Annotated in this window: 14 protein-coding genes; 3 read left to right on the top strand and 11 right to left on the bottom strand. The window is 44.4% G+C overall.

Annotated elements, in window-relative coordinates; genetic code table 11:
* Positions 1-70 precede the first annotated feature (70 nt).
* The 3 genes from dsdC (at position 71) to MSG37_RS05730 (ending at position 2,215) form a co-directional block, all read left to right on the top strand.
* Positions 71-1,012, top strand: coding sequence for a DNA-binding transcriptional regulator DsdC (gene dsdC, locus MSG37_RS05740; RefSeq protein ID WP_248469626.1), 942 nt, complete (start codon positions 71-73; stop codon positions 1,010-1,012).
* Positions 1,013-1,122: 110 nt separating this feature from the next.
* Positions 1,123-1,392, top strand: coding sequence for a hypothetical protein (locus tag MSG37_RS05735; protein WP_012278625.1), 270 nt, complete (start codon positions 1,123-1,125; stop codon positions 1,390-1,392).
* A gap of 139 nt (positions 1,393-1,531) precedes the next feature.
* Positions 1,532-2,215, top strand: a complete 684-nt coding sequence (locus MSG37_RS05730) for a leucine-rich repeat domain-containing protein (RefSeq protein ID WP_248469625.1) — start codon at positions 1,532-1,534, stop codon at positions 2,213-2,215.
* Between the two features lie 42 nt (positions 2,216-2,257).
* On the opposite strand, the gene MSG37_RS05725 is transcribed toward MSG37_RS05730, so the two are convergent.
* From MSG37_RS05725 to glnE, 11 genes are all read right to left on the bottom strand, one after another.
* On the bottom strand, positions 2,258-3,514 hold the full coding sequence (locus MSG37_RS05725) for a membrane dipeptidase (protein ID WP_248469624.1): 1,257 nt from the start codon (positions 3,512-3,514) through the stop codon (positions 2,258-2,260).
* A gap of 124 nt (positions 3,515-3,638) precedes the next feature.
* On the bottom strand, positions 3,639-4,877 hold the full coding sequence (locus tag MSG37_RS05720; RefSeq protein WP_248469623.1) for a carbohydrate porin: 1,239 nt from the start codon (positions 4,875-4,877) through the stop codon (positions 3,639-3,641).
* 543 nt (positions 4,878-5,420) lie between these two features.
* The gene (locus MSG37_RS05715) at positions 5,421-6,131 is read right to left on the bottom strand and encodes a hypothetical protein (RefSeq protein WP_248469622.1); all 711 of its coding nucleotides are present in this window, start codon (positions 6,129-6,131) and stop codon (positions 5,421-5,423) included.
* A gap of 291 nt (positions 6,132-6,422) precedes the next feature.
* Positions 6,423-6,935 carry a DUF3592 domain-containing protein gene (locus MSG37_RS05710; protein ID WP_248469621.1) on the bottom strand — a complete coding sequence of 171 codons (513 nt, stop codon included), beginning with the start codon at positions 6,933-6,935 and terminating at the stop codon, positions 6,423-6,425.
* The gene (locus MSG37_RS05705) at positions 6,922-7,413 is read right to left on the bottom strand and encodes a hypothetical protein (RefSeq protein ID WP_248469620.1); all 492 of its coding nucleotides are present in this window, start codon (positions 7,411-7,413) and stop codon (positions 6,922-6,924) included. Before MSG37_RS05705 ends, MSG37_RS05710 begins: the two co-directional genes overlap by 14 nt.
* A 245-nt stretch (positions 7,414-7,658) precedes the next feature.
* Positions 7,659-8,795 carry an NADH:flavorubredoxin reductase NorW gene (norW, locus tag MSG37_RS05700; protein ID WP_248469619.1) on the bottom strand — a complete coding sequence of 379 codons (1,137 nt, stop codon included), beginning with the start codon at positions 8,793-8,795 and terminating at the stop codon, positions 7,659-7,661.
* A gap of 3 nt (positions 8,796-8,798) precedes the next feature.
* Complete coding sequence (gene norV, locus MSG37_RS05695) at positions 8,799-10,349, bottom strand: anaerobic nitric oxide reductase flavorubredoxin (RefSeq protein ID WP_248469618.1); 1,551 nt, start codon at positions 10,347-10,349, stop codon at positions 8,799-8,801.
* A gap of 204 nt (positions 10,350-10,553) precedes the next feature.
* Positions 10,554-12,092 carry a nitric oxide reductase transcriptional regulator NorR gene (gene norR / locus MSG37_RS05690; protein WP_248469617.1) on the bottom strand — a complete coding sequence of 513 codons (1,539 nt, stop codon included), beginning with the start codon at positions 12,090-12,092 and terminating at the stop codon, positions 10,554-10,556.
* 263 nt (positions 12,093-12,355) lie between these two features.
* Positions 12,356-12,826, bottom strand: coding sequence for a hypothetical protein (locus MSG37_RS05685; protein WP_248469616.1), 471 nt, complete (start codon positions 12,824-12,826; stop codon positions 12,356-12,358).
* Between the two features lie 126 nt (positions 12,827-12,952).
* Positions 12,953-13,654: a DUF4347 domain-containing protein gene (locus tag MSG37_RS05680; RefSeq protein ID WP_248469615.1), complete on the bottom strand. Its 702-nt coding sequence runs from the start codon at positions 13,652-13,654 to the stop codon at positions 12,953-12,955.
* Positions 13,655-13,941: 287 nt separating this feature from the next.
* A complete protein-coding gene (gene glnE, locus MSG37_RS05675; protein ID WP_248469614.1) occupies positions 13,942-16,824 on the bottom strand; it encodes a bifunctional [glutamate--ammonia ligase]-adenylyl-L-tyrosine phosphorylase/[glutamate--ammonia-ligase] adenylyltransferase in 2,883 nt (960 codons plus the stop codon).
* Between the last annotated feature and the right edge of the window lie 302 nt (positions 16,825-17,126).

Genomic DNA, 17,126 nt, shown 5'->3' with positions numbered 1-17,126 from the left:
GCGTTGATGTAATCGGCACTAAACAGCACCTTGAGGTAAAATGCTCGCATCAAAATTTGAGAAGTTAGTCATGTACTCCCAACAAGATGTGTTCAGCAGAAACCGTTTACTCAGTAGTTATCAGCTAGCAAAACTGCATACTTTTGAAGTGGTGGCTCGCCATCAATCCTTCTCACTCGCCGCCGAAGAACTATGTGTTAGCCCCTCGGCCGTGAGCCACAGAATTACCGCGCTAGAAAACGAGTTAGGCTTTAAGCTGTTTGCTCGTTTTCATCGCCGAATTGAGCTAACAGAAGACGGCAAGCGTCTGTTTGCAAAATTGCAAGACAGCTTAAAAAGCTTGAATCAGGAAGTGTTTGAGATTAAAAACCAAGAGGTATCCGGTAAGCTGACGGTCTACTCTCGCCCCTCTATCGCCCAGTGCTGGCTGGTGCCTAAAATTGCCGATTTCAGCCGCCAGTATCCGGCGATTTCAATCAATATTTTAACCGGTAATGAAAACGTTAACTTCAACAGCTTTCATATCGACTTAGCGATTTACTACGACAATCATCCGCGCAGCAAACTGTTTTGCCAGCACTTAATGGATGAAACCATCATGCCGGTATGCAGCCCTGAGTATGCCGCCGAGCACGATCTTATCGGCAAGCCTGAACATCTGAGTCACTGCACCTTGTTGCACGACAATCAAGCTTGGGAATACGATTCAGACTGTGATGAATGGAAGTATTGGGCCGATAAGCACAACCTCAGCATTGATGACTGTCGCTCTATTGGTTTTGACCGTTCAGACTTAGCTGTTATCGCTGCCATGAACCATGCCGGCATCGCCATGGGACGAGGCCAACTGGTTAGTAAACGCATCAAGCGTGGTGAACTGATTGCGCCTTTTGCCGGCCAGCAGGTTGCCTGTGAGCAAACCTATTACGTGGCTTCACACGATAAAGAGCTTAACCCTAAAGCTAAGCTGTTTGTTGATTGGTTAAAGCACCAAGCAAAAACAGCAAAGTGATAAACAATTTTGAGTTTTAAGCCCTGAAGCGTGATTAATTCAACGACAAATCTATTGCTTGCAATAAGCATGCGGCATAATAGCGGCAATTACATTACAGAGTCGTAAAAATGGATAACCAGCAAGACAGCTACATGACTGAAGAAACCCTGATTGAAACAGTCGAAAACCAAATCGCCGATGGTGAGCCGAAAAAGGTAAAAGAAACCTTAATGCGCTTAGTGATGACTGGTACGCCACGTGAAGAAGCGATTCAATGGATGGCTTGCGCCTTAGCCATTGAAGTCAGTGACGTGATGCTAAATAACGCCTCATTTAACGAAAAGCGCTACAACCAGCATTTAGATGCCATGCCAAATCTAGATTGGATGGAAGACTAATATTTACGCCAATGCCACCCGCTTACCTAGGTTGTTAATTGGCGCAGCAGTCGCCATGTTGCTCGGGCTTTCTGTTACAGAAAGCTCAGCTCAACCAAAAGCCACAGAGCCTAACGCACAAACAAAGAGAGAATTGATCGTGAGCCAGCCGCATATACTCACATTAAAAGATGTATCTTTCGATAAAGAGCAAGGCAGCATTGATGCCTATAAGGGCAAGTATCAGCAAATTATTATCCCCGACAATTTTGCGGGCATTGCGGTTACAGAGATCTCTGATTACGCCTTTTCAGAAGTGGAAGACATTGACGAAGATGCCACGCCAAAAAATCAGCTTATCAGCGTGGTGCTTCCTGACACTATCACTTATATCGGCGAAGGTGCCTTTCAGCGTAACGCCTTAACAAAAATTGCCATCCCAAGCGCGGTTACTCGCATTGGTTACTCAGCCTTTGCTGAAAACGCCCTCACCCAAGTGGATATTCCAGATTCAGTGGTTGAAATTGTCGAAGGCGCATTTCGTGATAACGCTATTGAGCAGCTCACTCTCGGTAAGTCGGTGTCGATCATTGACGACTATGCCTTCGCCAACAACGCCATTAACAAGTTAAATCTGCCAAGCTCATTGACCGAGATTGGTGAGGAAGCCTTTGCTAATAACGCCATCACTCAGGTGTTAATGAGCAAAAACATCACCTACATCGGCTATGACGCCTTTATTGGCAACCCGCTTATTGGTCGACCAATAAAGCACTTTGGTAAGAAAAAGCCTCCAAGAGAGCTGACTGATGAAGAGTTGCTCGAAGCGCTTGGTGACTTGTAGCAAAAGAGATGAGGCGCTGATTTAGCGCCTCAACAGAAAAGATTACTTTTCTATTCGCTCATTTCGTAACTTGGTTAACGCTTTTAGCTTTTCAGCATATTGCTTTTGGAAATCTTGAGGGTTTACGCCTTCTGAAACTTGCGCATAAACACGCATTTTGTTGCCACCGAAGATCTTAGCTAAATCTTCATTGCTGTAGCCTCGCCCCCAAAGGTCATCGGTTATAGCGGCTAGAATTTTCGATAACTCGCCGTTACCTGTGGCGCCTTTATTAAATGCTTCAATCATATAACCACCATCGTTATACATTTCAGCATTCTTCTTAGCAAAGTCGACAACACCAGCTGTTGAAAACATGTCGTCAGTCGCGATCCCCACATGATCAACACCAACTAATTTGACATAGTAATCAATCATATCAGCAGCTTGTTTCGGCGAAATATCTTCAGGCCAAACACCATCCATCATCCATTCGGTAAAGGTTGGAGAGATATAGCCACCGGACTTCGCCGCGCGGATCGCTTCATCATCTGGTATCGCACGATAGCAGCCTTTTACTGTTGCGTTTTGCTCGTTTTTATATAGCCCAGCGGGTACTGAATGCGAATAAATGAATGGGATACCTGGATGATTCTTCTCCATATAAGTCATCGCATCATTGGCAGTTTTTGAGCCCGTATGACTTAAATCTAACAGCACCTGATATTTAACCATTTCATCAATAACGGATTCGCCCCACGGGGTTAAGCCGATATCACGCCCATTATATGCTGCTAGCTGACCTGACCCGGTTCGAAATATGTCGTTATAAGCCAAAATCATACTCTTTAGGCCCATATCTTTCAGGAGCGCCATACGGGTAACATCTTCCTCTAAAATAGTCGCTGTTTGGCTATTCCAAAGTACCGCTGTTTTGCCTTCTACGTGCGCTTTCTCAATATCTTGGTTTGAATAAGCAACGATAAAGTTGTCAGGCTCTTTTGCCATAGCCGCCCGATGCTTATGGTGATGAAAAATAAAGTCATCAAAGTTATGGTCTGCAGCCGTAATGGTATATTCGTGGCCGGTAATACCGCTATCTCGTGCCGCTTGGAAGTAATCAAGAAGTTGTTGGTCGTCCGTCCAACCTGCGCCGTATGGACTAGCGAGCATGCCAATTACGATAGTATCTTGCACAAAAGCGTCAGCCTTATCTGAAGCTGGCCAAGTTTTACTTTCTACGCTAGCGTAAGCTGTTGCCATTGCCATACTCATGGATAACGAAATCGCAACTGCTGTCCGTGAAAAAGTCTTAATCATACTCACCTCTGAATGTTGAATTTACTTCCATTTAATCGGTATTGCTTAACAAGTGACCTAGCTGAAACCACACCACCCAAATCTTCCTAAAAATAAGTTTAAGCGTTTGAAAATTATTAAATAACTATATGTAAAATCTTGCTCTTAGCCCGATAACCCATGAGCTAGACTCAGATGAAAATGCGGGGTCTTTGATATACTGAAGATCCGGGGTGATCTGGATGATGTCGTTAAGTTGCACGTTATAATAAAGCTCAGTAGTTAATTGAGTTGACTCACCGACGCCATAGGCATGCTCAAGGTTGTCATTCACATTGCTCCAATTAACTGCAAACCCTAAGTTGTTATTCTCTCCAGCTAAACCAAAATACCCCAAGCCAACTGTTAATGACTTATCATACAAAGCGACATCTCCCTGTGAGATCCCCCCTCGAACAAATGGCATGATTTGTGGGTTTGCAAAATAGCTAAATGAAAAATTTATCCCTTTGCCGCCATCAGTATTGGTAAGGTTATGCTGTGTTCCGCCATCAAGGTGCCAGGCCGTAACATGAAAATTATCGGTATAAATCTCTTCCTTTGATGCAGTCCAGCCCAACTCAAGTGTTGTGAATAGCTTGCTATCGTTAAACAGGTTGTCAAAGCCTTCGAGAGGATCGTCAGACTTGCCTTTTCCGTCCGCTATCCCTGCTACAGCATAGAAGTTTTCATTTAGCATATGACCAAATGCAACCCCAAGGATGCCATCATCTGGTAAACCTATGGCTCCTCCACCAGTGCTAAATGCAAGATTCGTAAAGCCATTCCAAGGACTGGCCAGCGCATAGACATCAACATAATCTGTTGTATCAAGGTAGCCCACCATTAGGGTGCCTTGGCCACTGCTAACTTTTTGCTTCCAGTATAAATTCGTTAGACGAGCGCCTTGATCACTGTATGCAGGTCCAATCATCCCGGCATAACCCAGTCCATCACCGATAAACGAAAATTCTTTAGGCGACAGTTCGGTATATGCATGTCTGTGTTCAACTTTCCACACCAAACTACCTGTATTAGCGCTTTCTGTACCGGTTAGTCCCCATGAGCCGTAAAAGCGTACAACCCCTGCAGCAGCTTTATCTTCACCACCTTCGGTAGGATCAGAAGCTGATAAGCCTAACGCTTGATAATCCAGACCAAAAGTTAGCTTATGATCTGATGCCAGATTTTCACGCCAACTTTGTTTCTCTCTTTTGTTGTCTTTGATGGTGTTCTCTACAGCATCAGGCCCGCCAAAATTCGCGTTTGCCGAGACATAACTAGAAAAAAATAAAGCTGATAGAAAGTAATATGCCCAAGAGTTTGTCCCAAGTGATCCACTCATTATTAAAATGACCTCTTATAAACTCAAACCAATATACAACGTCAAAATAGGGATAAACACATAGTGATTTAGCACTAATAATCTTCAGTGAAATCACCAAACCCCCAACATTTGTTAAAAAAGTAAATTTATAATATCAAAGTGATTACTTATACAAAATAAATCTCGTAAACGCGAGTAGCAGCAATGAAAAGCCTTTGAAAAAAAAGACAACTTAGCCAGCACCACAAATAAAATAGGTAACAACATAATAACAGCAACAGTTGCGCATTAAGGAAGAATTTCATTTCAAATTGCTATTTAATATTGCGATTTCAAATGGAAGTTATCTAAATGTGTAGATAAACATGCTAAAGCAGGATAATGAAAATTTAGATGTGAATTTTTCTTTATAGGATTTTCAGTAAGACTGATGATAGGCAAGCTGAATAGCAGGTTATTAATAAGGTGACTTTGCCAATAAGAATAGCTAGTGAGATCAGGATAGTTTTACTCTGTTCTCACTTGCTCAACTTAACTTAATGGCAGCATGACAAATTGAAGTTAATCGTACTCAGCAACAAGCATGACTTTCTTTAACTCTGGCTGGTAAAACACCATAAACTCACCGGCAAAACCCAAGTACTCACTATCTCTAACCAAGTAAGCTTCATCTTTAAAGCTGCCTATGAAGGTATATTCTTTATTGTCTTTCTCATCCACATAAACGATATCGCGAGTGCTCATATGTTCAAATTCAGGATGATTAAGGCTGCAGGTCACTTCATAGTAATGATCTAACTCTGGGTTCTTTGCCAGTTCATTATATAAACATGAAGCCCAGTTCTGGCCAAATCTAGGTTGGCCGCCCAAAGTAATTAATGGCAGCTTTTTGTCACGACGCATCAAACACTGATTGGCAGTAAATTCATCCTGCGCTTGCTGGTAGTTGTCTAAGTATTCGTCTTGCTCTTCAAGCGTGTCATCATTGGCGTACTCGTCATCTAAGCACCAGCCTTGTTGCTCATCAATATACGAATAGGTGATTGGGCCATAATCGCCATCGGGAATGCCTTGCAGATTAGGGAGTGCGATGAGTACTTTATCGTCAATGCTTGCATCAAACATATTGAATGATAGCAGTCCGATAGGGATTAATTTTTCACGGTCAAAAGTCACAGACTCAGCCGTTGGAAATGCACGATAACCAGCTTCATCATGGAAAATATCGATTTCAGCTACATTCAATTTGGTATCTTTAATTACAAACGCCATATTTAACAACATATTCCTTTTATTATTAATAGGTTAATCTGCTAATTCGCTAGCATTATCCACTAGCGAACCATAGATTATTGATGCCAGTATACGCTCTTGTTAGCGTAAATTGGTGTATTCAAATGCGCCGAAAATCACGCTTTGAGAAATCAAATTTACTCAGATGAGGGTTAAGCAAAGCTCCCTTACATTTGACACATATGAATGCACGAAAGAGAGCACAGTTTTCTAAAGGCGACCTCATCATCCATACCGCCCCCATCAGCGTGACAGTTCGAATAAAATCAGCTACACATTGCGAACAATAAAACTGTCACGGTTTGAGGTCATCTGCAGATACATCAGATAAAGGACGGGGATTAATATCAAAGAAAACACCACCAAAGCCACAATCAAAAACAGGTGCATTGTTGGTTTGATAACAGCAGTGTCGGGATTACTAGGTTTATAGTGGACTAAGATCTTTTTATCACGAGGAAACTCAGCCACCAAGGCTTCGGCCTCCTCTAAAGAGTAACCTGGGATAGCACCTGTAATATCGGTCTTATTGCTCTTGTGGTAGATTTTGCCGTCAACAGCATAAAAATACTCGATAGCAACTTCATAATGAGATTCAGCGCTGCTTCTTTCATGGTAGCGCTCAATGAGCCAGCAATTTACCACCATCCCTTTAGCTGTAGGCCAATTAAAAGCAGCATGAGACTGATGCACTGCATAGGTTGCCACTCCAACAGCAGTGGAGAACATGATAAACATAAACCAGATTAATATTGAAACCTGCGACAGCTTAAACCGTCTCACTACTGTTACCCTCAGCATCCGCACTACTTTTTGCACTGCTATCGACGCTGCCGTCCTCAGTGCAATTCTTATGGCTATTCATCAAGACTTGATAGCCTTTCACAAGCTTTATCAATGGCCATATCATGGCAGTAATCAATAGTGCGATTGCAAGAAAACCCAAGATAAGCAGATTGATAAAATCATCACCTCCACCTCCGGAAAACAGCCCGCCACGATTAAATATGCTGGCTCCCCAAGCCGAGGAAACAGCCGCCAAATTCAGCGCTAGATGTAAGCCTAACGATTGCAAGAGAACCCAATACCCTTGCTTTAAAACCGGCGATTGGAGGCGGTACCAGTTAACCCCAACCCAACCAAGCCAGCCTATCCATAGTGTCGCCGCAGGGAGCCAAAGCACCCCAAGGATATAAATCACAGGCACAGCAAAGTAACTGTAGCGCAGCTGTGTGAGTAGAGAGTGTCTTGATAAGTCCATTTTAAATCCTTATTTACAGCGACTTTAGATAAGTGGGTATTAGACTAAAGCGACTCTAGTTAGTCTTGCTGTAATACATCTTGGTTTTAATCTCGAGTATTGTAGGCCTTGATATCCAAGGTATAGAACATTCGGACCAAAAACATGCCACTAACGATGAGTGTCAATGCGATTTTATTCGCGATTGATTAATGGCTCAAGATTAAGGAGTACTGAATAGCTTACGCTGACCCCACATTTCCCAATTATAACTCTCTAAACAATGGGAATGCCTGGGTGACTTGACTACCGCTGACCACAAAACCAATCAAAGCATCATTATTATCAAATGCCTTGGCCTTGATACCGTCTTTGTCTACCTGATAGTGCCAATGATGCACATCAGCATCGTTGGTTTTACCTGCAAGCTGAATTGGATATTCAGGTGTTTTTACCTTCACCATCATCTGCGGTAAATTAACTTCCGTTGGCTGATTAGACAGCGTTTTAGCTAAGGCCATGGCACTGATGACGATAGGTTGCAGATAGGCGCGTACTTCGCCATTAAATTCGGCACAATCGCCAATAGCATAAATATGCTTAGCAGAGCTTCGCATAAAGCGGTCGACGACTATACCTTTGTTAGTAGTTAATCCAGCTTGCTGTGCCAAACTCATGTTTGCCCTTAGCCCTGTGGCCAATACGGTGGCATGGCTAGTAAGTTGCTGGCCATTGTTTAACACTATTTGTTGTTCAGCGCCCTTATGATCCACTGCGCTAACAAATTGTCCGCAAATAACCGTAATACCATGCTGTTGCAAGGTTTGCCGTAATTTCATTTCAATATAATCAGGTAGCAAGTTTTGCATTAAGCGCGCGCTTGGCTCTATCAGAGTGACCACTTTACCTGCTTTGGCCATATCTAGCGCTAATTCAACGCCGATCAAGCCACCACCAACAAGGGTAACCTTGCTGGCTGCGGCAATACGATTACTGTACTGCAAGTACTCGGCTAAGCTGTTGAGGGTTATCAGTTCATCCGTGCCATCACCGGAAATCTGCGGCATAAAGGTGCTCGCTCCAGTAGCCAAAACCAAATTGCCATAACGAAAGCGCTGCCCATTGGCCTCAAGGGTTTTAGCATGTGCGTCAATAGCTGTCACTTGGTGGTTGGTAAACAAGTCTATTTGATGTTCCTCGGCAAATGCTTTAGCCGTTAGCGTTATTAAAGCTTCGGCATCTTGTTGCTTGGAGAACGCGTGGCTTAAGTCTGGCTTATTGTAGTCGTGACCATCATCGGCACATAACACGGAAATACTCGCCGTATTGCCCATGCGACGTAGTGATTTAATCAATTGATAAGCGGCAAAGCCGCTACCAATAACCAAGATATCGCTGTACATGACTTACCCCTTGTATTCAATGAAGACATCTTTGCCAAGATGACATTCAGGGCAAAGAAAGTTTTCTGGCACTTGAGCCCACGGGGTGTTTGGTTCAACACCTTGGTTTGGCTCGCCTATTTTGGGGTCATAAATCCAGTGACAAACAGAGCAGATCATGCAGGTACAATCAGGTCCGTGCTCATCTGCGCCAATAGGGGCAAGCTCTTGAGTCGATAAGGCTTGGGCAGGTACTTCTGCGGCCATGCAGTCTTCAACGCTAGCTTCTTCAGCAGCACTAATCTCAGTGGTGCTAATAGCAGTAGTCTCATCGGCAACCTTGGCAACAAATGTCGCTTCTGGCTGGGAAGATACCGACATGCTGCTCCATGCTTTTGCAAGGTTACGGCCATATTCCACACACTGGGCAAGTGCATCGCTATCTGGTTTCCAATGAATGTGCATCGCCTCGGCAACATCGAATCCAGCTTCTTTTAAGCGGGCGTCAATGCGTTTTACCGCACCACCTGTCCAACCAGAAGAACCAAATGCCGCGGCAGCTTTACCTGCAAAGCGTAAACCGTGTATTTCCTCCAGTAAACCAGCTACTTTTGGCATCATAACGTTGTTCATGGTTGAGCTACCAATCAGTACGCCTTTAGAGCGGAAGATATTGGCTAAAATCACGTTCTTATCTTGGCGTGAAATATTATAGATTTTGATGCTGGTGCCAGGGCTTTCGGCTTGAATACCGCGGGCAATGGCATCCGCCATCATGCGGGTGTTACCGCTCATACTGTCGTAAACCAAAGTGATGCGCTCTTCCCTATAGGCTTGCGACCACTCGTAGTATTTTTCCACAATTTGGGTGGCATTGCTGCGCCAAATACAGCCATGAGAGGTGGCTATCATATCGATAGGTACACCTAGTGAGAGCACCTCTTCAATTTTGGCTTTTACTAAAGGCGAAAATGGCGTCAGGATGTTAGAAAAGTAACGTTGACACTCCTCGAATAACTCGGTTTGGTTCATTTCATCATTAAATAGATGCTCGTCACAATAGTGCTGACCGAAGGCGTCGTTTGAAAACAGGATGTTATCTACGGTTAAGTAGGTAGCCATCGAGTCTGGCCAATGCAGCATTTTCATCTCGACAAAAACCAGTGATTTACCATTCCCGATATCTAGGCTGTCACCGGTTTTAATGGTGTGGAAATTCCAGTTTGGATTGTGGTGATGACCAACAATGCTGTTTACGCCGGCTTCTGTACAATAGATTGGCGTATTGGGGATTTTAGCCATTAATGCCGATAGAGCACCAGCATGATCATGCTCGGCATGCTGAGTCACAATATAGTCGATCTCATTAAGATCAATTTCTTGCTCAAGTTGTGCTAAAAACTGCTCGCTAAACTGATGATCTACAGTATCGATAAGCACTGTTTTTTGTTCGCGGATCAGGTAGCTGTTATAGCTGGTGCCACGCCCCATTTTGTACTCTGTACCATGGAAGAATTCAGTCTCCCAATCTTTAATACCAACCCACTTAACATTCGACTTTACATGAATACTCATTTTCGACCCTACACATAGAAAATTAATAAAAATACTGACCTTCTATGGCAGAAGTCGTGCCACTTTTTTAGGTGGCAACAACTCATTGTTATTTAAGCTTTAGTTTGTTGCCCTGTTAAGAGGGTTTATCATAATGACAACTACCTAACAGTGTCATAAAGATAAAGGTATATCTTTATGACACTAGTCGGTGGACGGAAAGGGCTATTTTAAATTTAGTCGCTTCATTAGGCGGTGCAGATTGCCAGAGTTTATCTGCAACTGCCTTGCCGCCGCACTAAGATTACCATTATTGTCTTTGAGAGTTTGCTCAATCAGCTCTGTTTGAAACTGATCTAGTGCTGATTTCAGCCCTTGTGTTAAGTCAATCTGATCCATTACTGCAGTGTGTTCTGCAACGCTTGATGGTTCCAACGTTGGCTGCTGGGAAAAGTGACTTGGCAACAAGGTGAGTTGCTCAGCATTTGAATTTGCCCGGGCGATAACTGCGGCGCGGTTAATAGCGTGCTCAAGCTCCCGCACATTACCGGGCCAGGCGGCATGTCGAATACTCGCTAGACTTGCTGCAGCCAAGTTGATGCTATTGACACCCAACTTATGAGCGCAGCGCTCGGCAAAGAATCCGGCCAGTAATACGATATCCTGCCCCCGCTCTCGGAGTGCTGGCACAAACAAAGGAAACACGCTTAGTCTGTGATACAGGTCTGCGCGGAAATGGCCGTTTTTGACCTCTTCATGCATCACTCGATTAGTTGCAGCGACAATACGGACATTCACCTTGATATTTCGATCATCACCAACCCGTTGAATATCACCGTACTGCAGGGCTCGTAATAGTTTTGCCTGCAATGGCAGTGATAGCTCGCCTATCTCGTCGAGGAATAAGGTACCGTTATCCGCCAGTTCAAATTTCCCCTTACGATTGCTAATTGCACCAGTAAAGGCGCCCTTAATATGGCCAAATAACTCACTTTCAGCCACAGATTCTGGCAACGCAGCGCAGTTTAGGTACACCAAGGGTTGCAGTGCCCTACTGGATAAACTGTGTAGGCTTTGGGCGACTAACTCTTTACCTACGCCAGTTTCCCCCATGATAAGTACCGATAGATCGGTATTAGCCACCATTTTGACTTGCGCCTTTAACTCAAGCATTGACGGGGACTGGCCTATCATTTCTGTGTGCGGCTGTAACTTACTACTGTAATTCACACCACTGGCCTGTACCCCAGCGGCACGCTCAAGTTGCTCCATTAATAACGCCATATTTAAGCTACTGGCCGCTAATGCGCTAACAATACGCAATTCTTCATTACTGAATCGATTAAATTGCAAAGGATCAAAGGCATCGATAGTCACTGCACCAATCAAACGGTCATCAAACATCAATGGCAAACCTATGCAGGAGTGCACTTTTAGCTCATCGTGATTGGGGATCAAACCATCATAGGGATCGGGCAGATCGCTGTCTGAAGGAAAGCGCACAATATCACCGGCTCTAGCTATCACCTCGAGCCTTGGGTGTTGCTCAAGTGCAAAGCGCCGACCTAATACATCTTCGCTTAAGCCATTAATCGCCAATGGAATAAACTGTTGCTGGCGAAACATCAGCAATGCAGAGGCATCACAATTAAGTGTATGTCTAACGGTCGCTAATAAGCGTTCAAACCTATCTTGGGCTGAAAGTGCTGAAGTGATATCCAACGCGACTTGGAACCATGCCTTATCTATCTGCTCATTCGCCATCGGAGATTCCAGTTATATTGTCATAATGATACAACCGTAACACAGATTGGTTGTGCCGGCTAAAGATACGGCGCGCTAGCCCCTGTATGAAAAGATAGGACTAAAAGATGACTAAAAGATAGGACAGGCATAGCTCACGGCAAAGTTGAATCAGGGTAAGCTTGCTACAAAACTCACAGAAAACACCAATTTCACATCGAAGTTGTCGAAGTCTAACTTAGAAGTCAGAAGTAATCTGGTAAAACTCAGTTTTTAGACAGCGTCTAAATAAACATCGCAATCATGCCGCCAACCGTGGCAGCGGCTTTCACATATTGGCCTGCCGAATACGATGGGTCACCGTTCTCATCAATCTCTTCTGGATGGTCGAGCCCTAACGCGCCAAACACAAACGATTCAATATCACCGCCGTCTTCATCTGCGGCCTTTTCGGCTTTTGCTGGCTCAGCAGTTTTGTCAGTGTCTTGCGCATTCTCGGCTAAAGCAGGAGCTGCTGCTGACGTTTTAGCTGCGCCTTGCTCGGCTGCTAGCTTGTCTTTAGCTGTGTTAGATAGGGTAACCGTTGTGCTATCACCAGTATTGGGTAGTGGTTTACTGGCAGCATCAGTGGCAACTGCAGAAGTAGAGCTGGTGCTAGTCGCACTTTGCTGAGTGGCTAAATCTGCAGTTTTTGGGGTGATATTGGCCCCGGCACTCATATTAGTACTATTGGCTGCACTGCTAGTAGACGTCATCGAACAATCCCCTAATGGATCCCATTACAACATTGGGACATACTGCGCTGATATTAAGCAGTTTTTGAATTTCTACAAAGCAGTATCTGCTGAAAACATGATACAAAACGTATCAAAAGTTAACCGTTAAAAATCATACTGCGCTCGCTGTACCCATAGCGGCTCATAATACTCACCTTGCACGTAAATAATATCGACTTGTAGTTGAGTAAGGTTTTGCAATAACCCGATAAAATCGCCGCCAGCATGGGTCTTAGTTAAGTTAGTGGTATACAAAGAAAGCTGACTATTACGCGCAAACTGCTGGGCAAATCTAGCAAGGCTATGTTGATGCTCAAGCAGGTAATCTTGGTCAATCCAGCGGCCGCCTAAATAGATAGCTGAGCTTGACGCCTTGGCAATAATAGTGACTCGGGAATACAGCGGCTCGGTTGCCAGCACTTGATTTATTTGCTCAAAAGGCTCTTGATCTTCTTCTAAAATAAGTAAGTGTAACTCGCCACTAAAATCGGCCAGTAGCGTGTCTGCATATTCTGCAGAGCGGTCGACGATGACTAATTCTGGCGTTTGTTCTGCGCTTTGTTCAAAGCTCTGTTTAGAGCTTACGGCAGTCGCTGTTAACTTATTTAGTTGAGCCTCGGCTGACGCTGCAAACAAACAATTGATAACTAGTAATAAACCTAGTAGCGCGATCCAATACCAAGGGAACTCATGACTGCGCCCCAATTTATACTGCTTAGCATTAGCCCGCGCGCCACGCAAACGGCAAATGCCTGCTAGGAAATCCTTAATCGTTTTGTCACAGTAACTGGCTTGTTCAAAGTTCATAGTTACGCCCTCTACAACGCTGTGCTTTATGCCGCACTTAATAAGCGTAAATAGTGCATATAACGAACCATATTGAGATATCGATATAAATTCAAAGCCTTACAAAGCAGATAAATCACCAATTTTTGTCTTATCTCTGCTGACTCTAGATCTGCAATGCATATTGCATCTATCAAGGCTAGTTCCATCACGATAGAGTGACCTGCTAATAAAAAGGCCTCTTCACATCAAGATGCAAAGAGGCCGATTTTAGCTGCTAGCTATAGCATATGTTCAGGGCTGTTTATTTACTCTTGCTCTGATTCTTGCCCTAGCTCTTGTCCTAATATTTGCTGGTAAATCATTTCGACTATGCTGGTATGCGCCTGAACATCTTCAATCGGTACCACTGACTTTTTCTGCTGCAGGGTTAATCTATGGCTTTCATCACGCAGATAACAATAAGCTTGAGTGAGTGCCTGGGCATTAGCTAGTGGCAGCAATTCTAACTCAGCTAGATCGGCAAAGATCCGCACATTATCCGACCAAAACGATAGGCGTTTATGCTCATGGCTATTGGCTAACACTAGGTATTGCGCGATAAATTCAATGTCGGCAATACCACCACTGCTTTGCTTAAGATCGAACATTCCTTGATCGACTTTTAACAGGTGATCGCGCATCTTAATTCGCATATCACGTACATCTTTAGCCAGCGCCGCTTTATCTCGCGGGCTTTGTAAAACTTCAGCTCTTAGCTCATTAAAGCGAACTGATAGGGCGTTATCGCCAAACATAAAACGAGCGCGCACTAACGCTTGATGCTCCCATGTCCAGGCTTCATCGCGTTGGTATTCACCAAAGTTTTCTATCTCGCTCACTAGTAAGCCCGATGCTCCCGAGGGTCTTAAGCGCATATCCACTTCATATAACTCGCCCGAGTTAGTGCGAGTTGAGAAAAAGTGCAGCACACGCTGAGCCAGCTTTAAATAGAAATGGCCGATATCGATAGCTCTATCGCCATTGGTTTGCCCCGCTTTACTGCCGTTATGTAAAAACACTAAATCGAGATCTGAGCCATAGCCAAGCTCTATACCGCCCGCTTTGCCATAACCGACAACCGCAAAGCCCATTTCATTATCTTTTAGGTTATCAGGCACACCGTGGCGAGCACTCACTTGGGCCCATGCCTGATGCACAACTTGCTCGATAATAGCTTCAGCTAAGAAAGTTAAATGATCGCTCACCTCCATCACAGGCAGTACCCCGGTGACATCGGCTGCTGCGATCTTTAGTTGCTGCGATAACTTAAATTGGCGCAATGCTTCCATCTGCTGCTCTAAATCATCTTCTGGCACCCGCAACAAGTATTGGCGCAGTTCACTGCCGTAATCATCCAGTGATGTGGTATCGTACAACTGCGCTGGATCGATAAGCTCATCTAGCAGCATAGGGAACTTAGCTAGTTGCTGTGCGATCCACGGGCTGGCAAGACATAAACTCACCAGTTGCTGACGCGCGCCGGGGTTTTCACATAAAAGCTCGAGGTAAGTGGTACGCGTTAAAATTTGATCCAGCACTTTCGAGACCTGCTCAAAGGCTTTTGAAGGATGCGGTACATTGGTAAATTCGCACAGCAACCTTGGCATTAACTTATCTAACGTCTCACGTCCACGCGGGCCGATAGTGCGGCGTACCACGGTATCGTGCCAGCTGTTAAGCAGTGGCCATAGCTTTTCATCATCTATGCCCTGCTCTTCTAAAATGGCCTGCGCATGCTCATCTTCATAGGCATTCCACAGTTGCTGGGTCCAGGTTTCGGTTTGCTCTTCTTCGTTGTTACCACCCACGGTTTCTTCAAAGTGGCGATGGATCTGGCGCATTGCTGAGGCGATCTGCTCGCGCAGATCCATTTCAGTATCGGCATTTAATGCATAACATAAGCGCTGCCAATCTAGGGACTCTCTTGGCAAGGTTTGGGTTTGATCATCATTTATCGCCTGCAGTAAATTCTCTACCCTGCGTAATAATAAGTAGCTGTTTTTCAGCTCATCCACTGCCAGATAATCAAGTTGCCCCAATTCGAGTAAAGTTTTTAGCGATGCAAATAAGCTCTGAGTGCGCAGCGCTGGCTCGCGGCCGCCACGAATAAGCTGGAAACTCTGCACGATAAATTCGACTTCTCGAATACCACCCGCGCCAAGCTTAATATTGTCGGTGAGTTTTCGGCGGCGTACTTCTTGTGAAATAAGCCCTTTCATCTTTCTTAATGATTCAATTGCCGAGAAATCTAAATAGCGGCGATAAACAAAGGGTCTTAATAAATCGTGCAGTTCGTCTGATTCAGCAGTCCACGGGCCGAGTGCGCGCGCCTTGACCATGGCGTAACGCTCCCAATCTCGCCCTTGTTCTTGATAGTAGTCTTCAAGGCCGTTAAAGCTGACCACCAGCGGCCCGCTTTCGCCATAAGGGCGCAGACGCATATCCACCCGATACACAAAGCCATCAACTGTGACTTGGTTAAGCAAGTTAACGAGGCGCTGCCCCATGCGGATGAAAAATTGCTGGTTTTCTAATGAGCGTCTGCCGCCAAGGGTTTCGCCATGTTCTGGAAAGGTAAAAATAAGGTCGATATCTGAGGAGAAGTTAAGCTCGCGACCACCGAGTTTTCCCATGCCTAAAATAAGCAGCTTTTGTGGCTTACCTTGTTTATCACTCGGAGTGCCTAGCGAGGCGCACATTTCACGATATAGCCAGTCGCGGCCAGCAATAACTAGCGCTTCTGCCAATGCCGATAAATCCAGTAATGATTCCTCTAACTGGCTGTAGCTAAGAAAGTCGCGCCACGCCATGCACACCATTTGCTTGTTACGGTATTGGCGTAATACCCGCTTTGCAACTTCTTCATCGGTCACTGGCTCAAGTAAATCAGCGAGTTCTTTATCAAATACTTGGCGATCAAAATTTTGTAGGTTCTGACTAAATAGTTCAGGGATCCACTGGCTATGGCGACAAAGCTGAGTGGCAATAAAATCACTAAGGCCAAAGACCAGTTTTAACTCTTGTTGCTGCTCATCAGTTAAAGATGCAACTAGCTCGGCGGCATTATCTAACAGCCTTTGCCAATATAAGTCTGCCGTTTCCAGCATTTGAGAACTAATTTGCTTATTACCCTGTGTCGCCGTGCGCATAATAATCCCTAACAATTTAGTACATCGACATATTATGTCGTTAATGATATAGATAGAGCGTAATAAAGGTGAGCAATTTTTATCACGGATGTTGAACATTTAGATAAATTGACCAAATCAAGGCCTTATAAACAGGATCCTTGCTTTTTTTATGCTCTAATAGGCAATACTATACTAATTACGCCGCAGCCAAATAATTTCTCTTGCGAATTCAATGTTTCAGCAAGCAATAGCGCGGTATAAGCCTAGCAAGTATTTTGGCTATATTTAGTATTTGTCGTTTGGCTAAGAGCCACTAAAAG

This window comes from Shewanella sp. 1CM18E, from assembly GCF_023161665.1.
Lineage (GTDB): Bacteria > Pseudomonadota > Gammaproteobacteria > Enterobacterales > Shewanellaceae > Shewanella.
The sequence above is the reverse complement of the archived record's forward strand: the minus strand, read 5'-3'. Positions and strand labels throughout refer to the sequence as shown.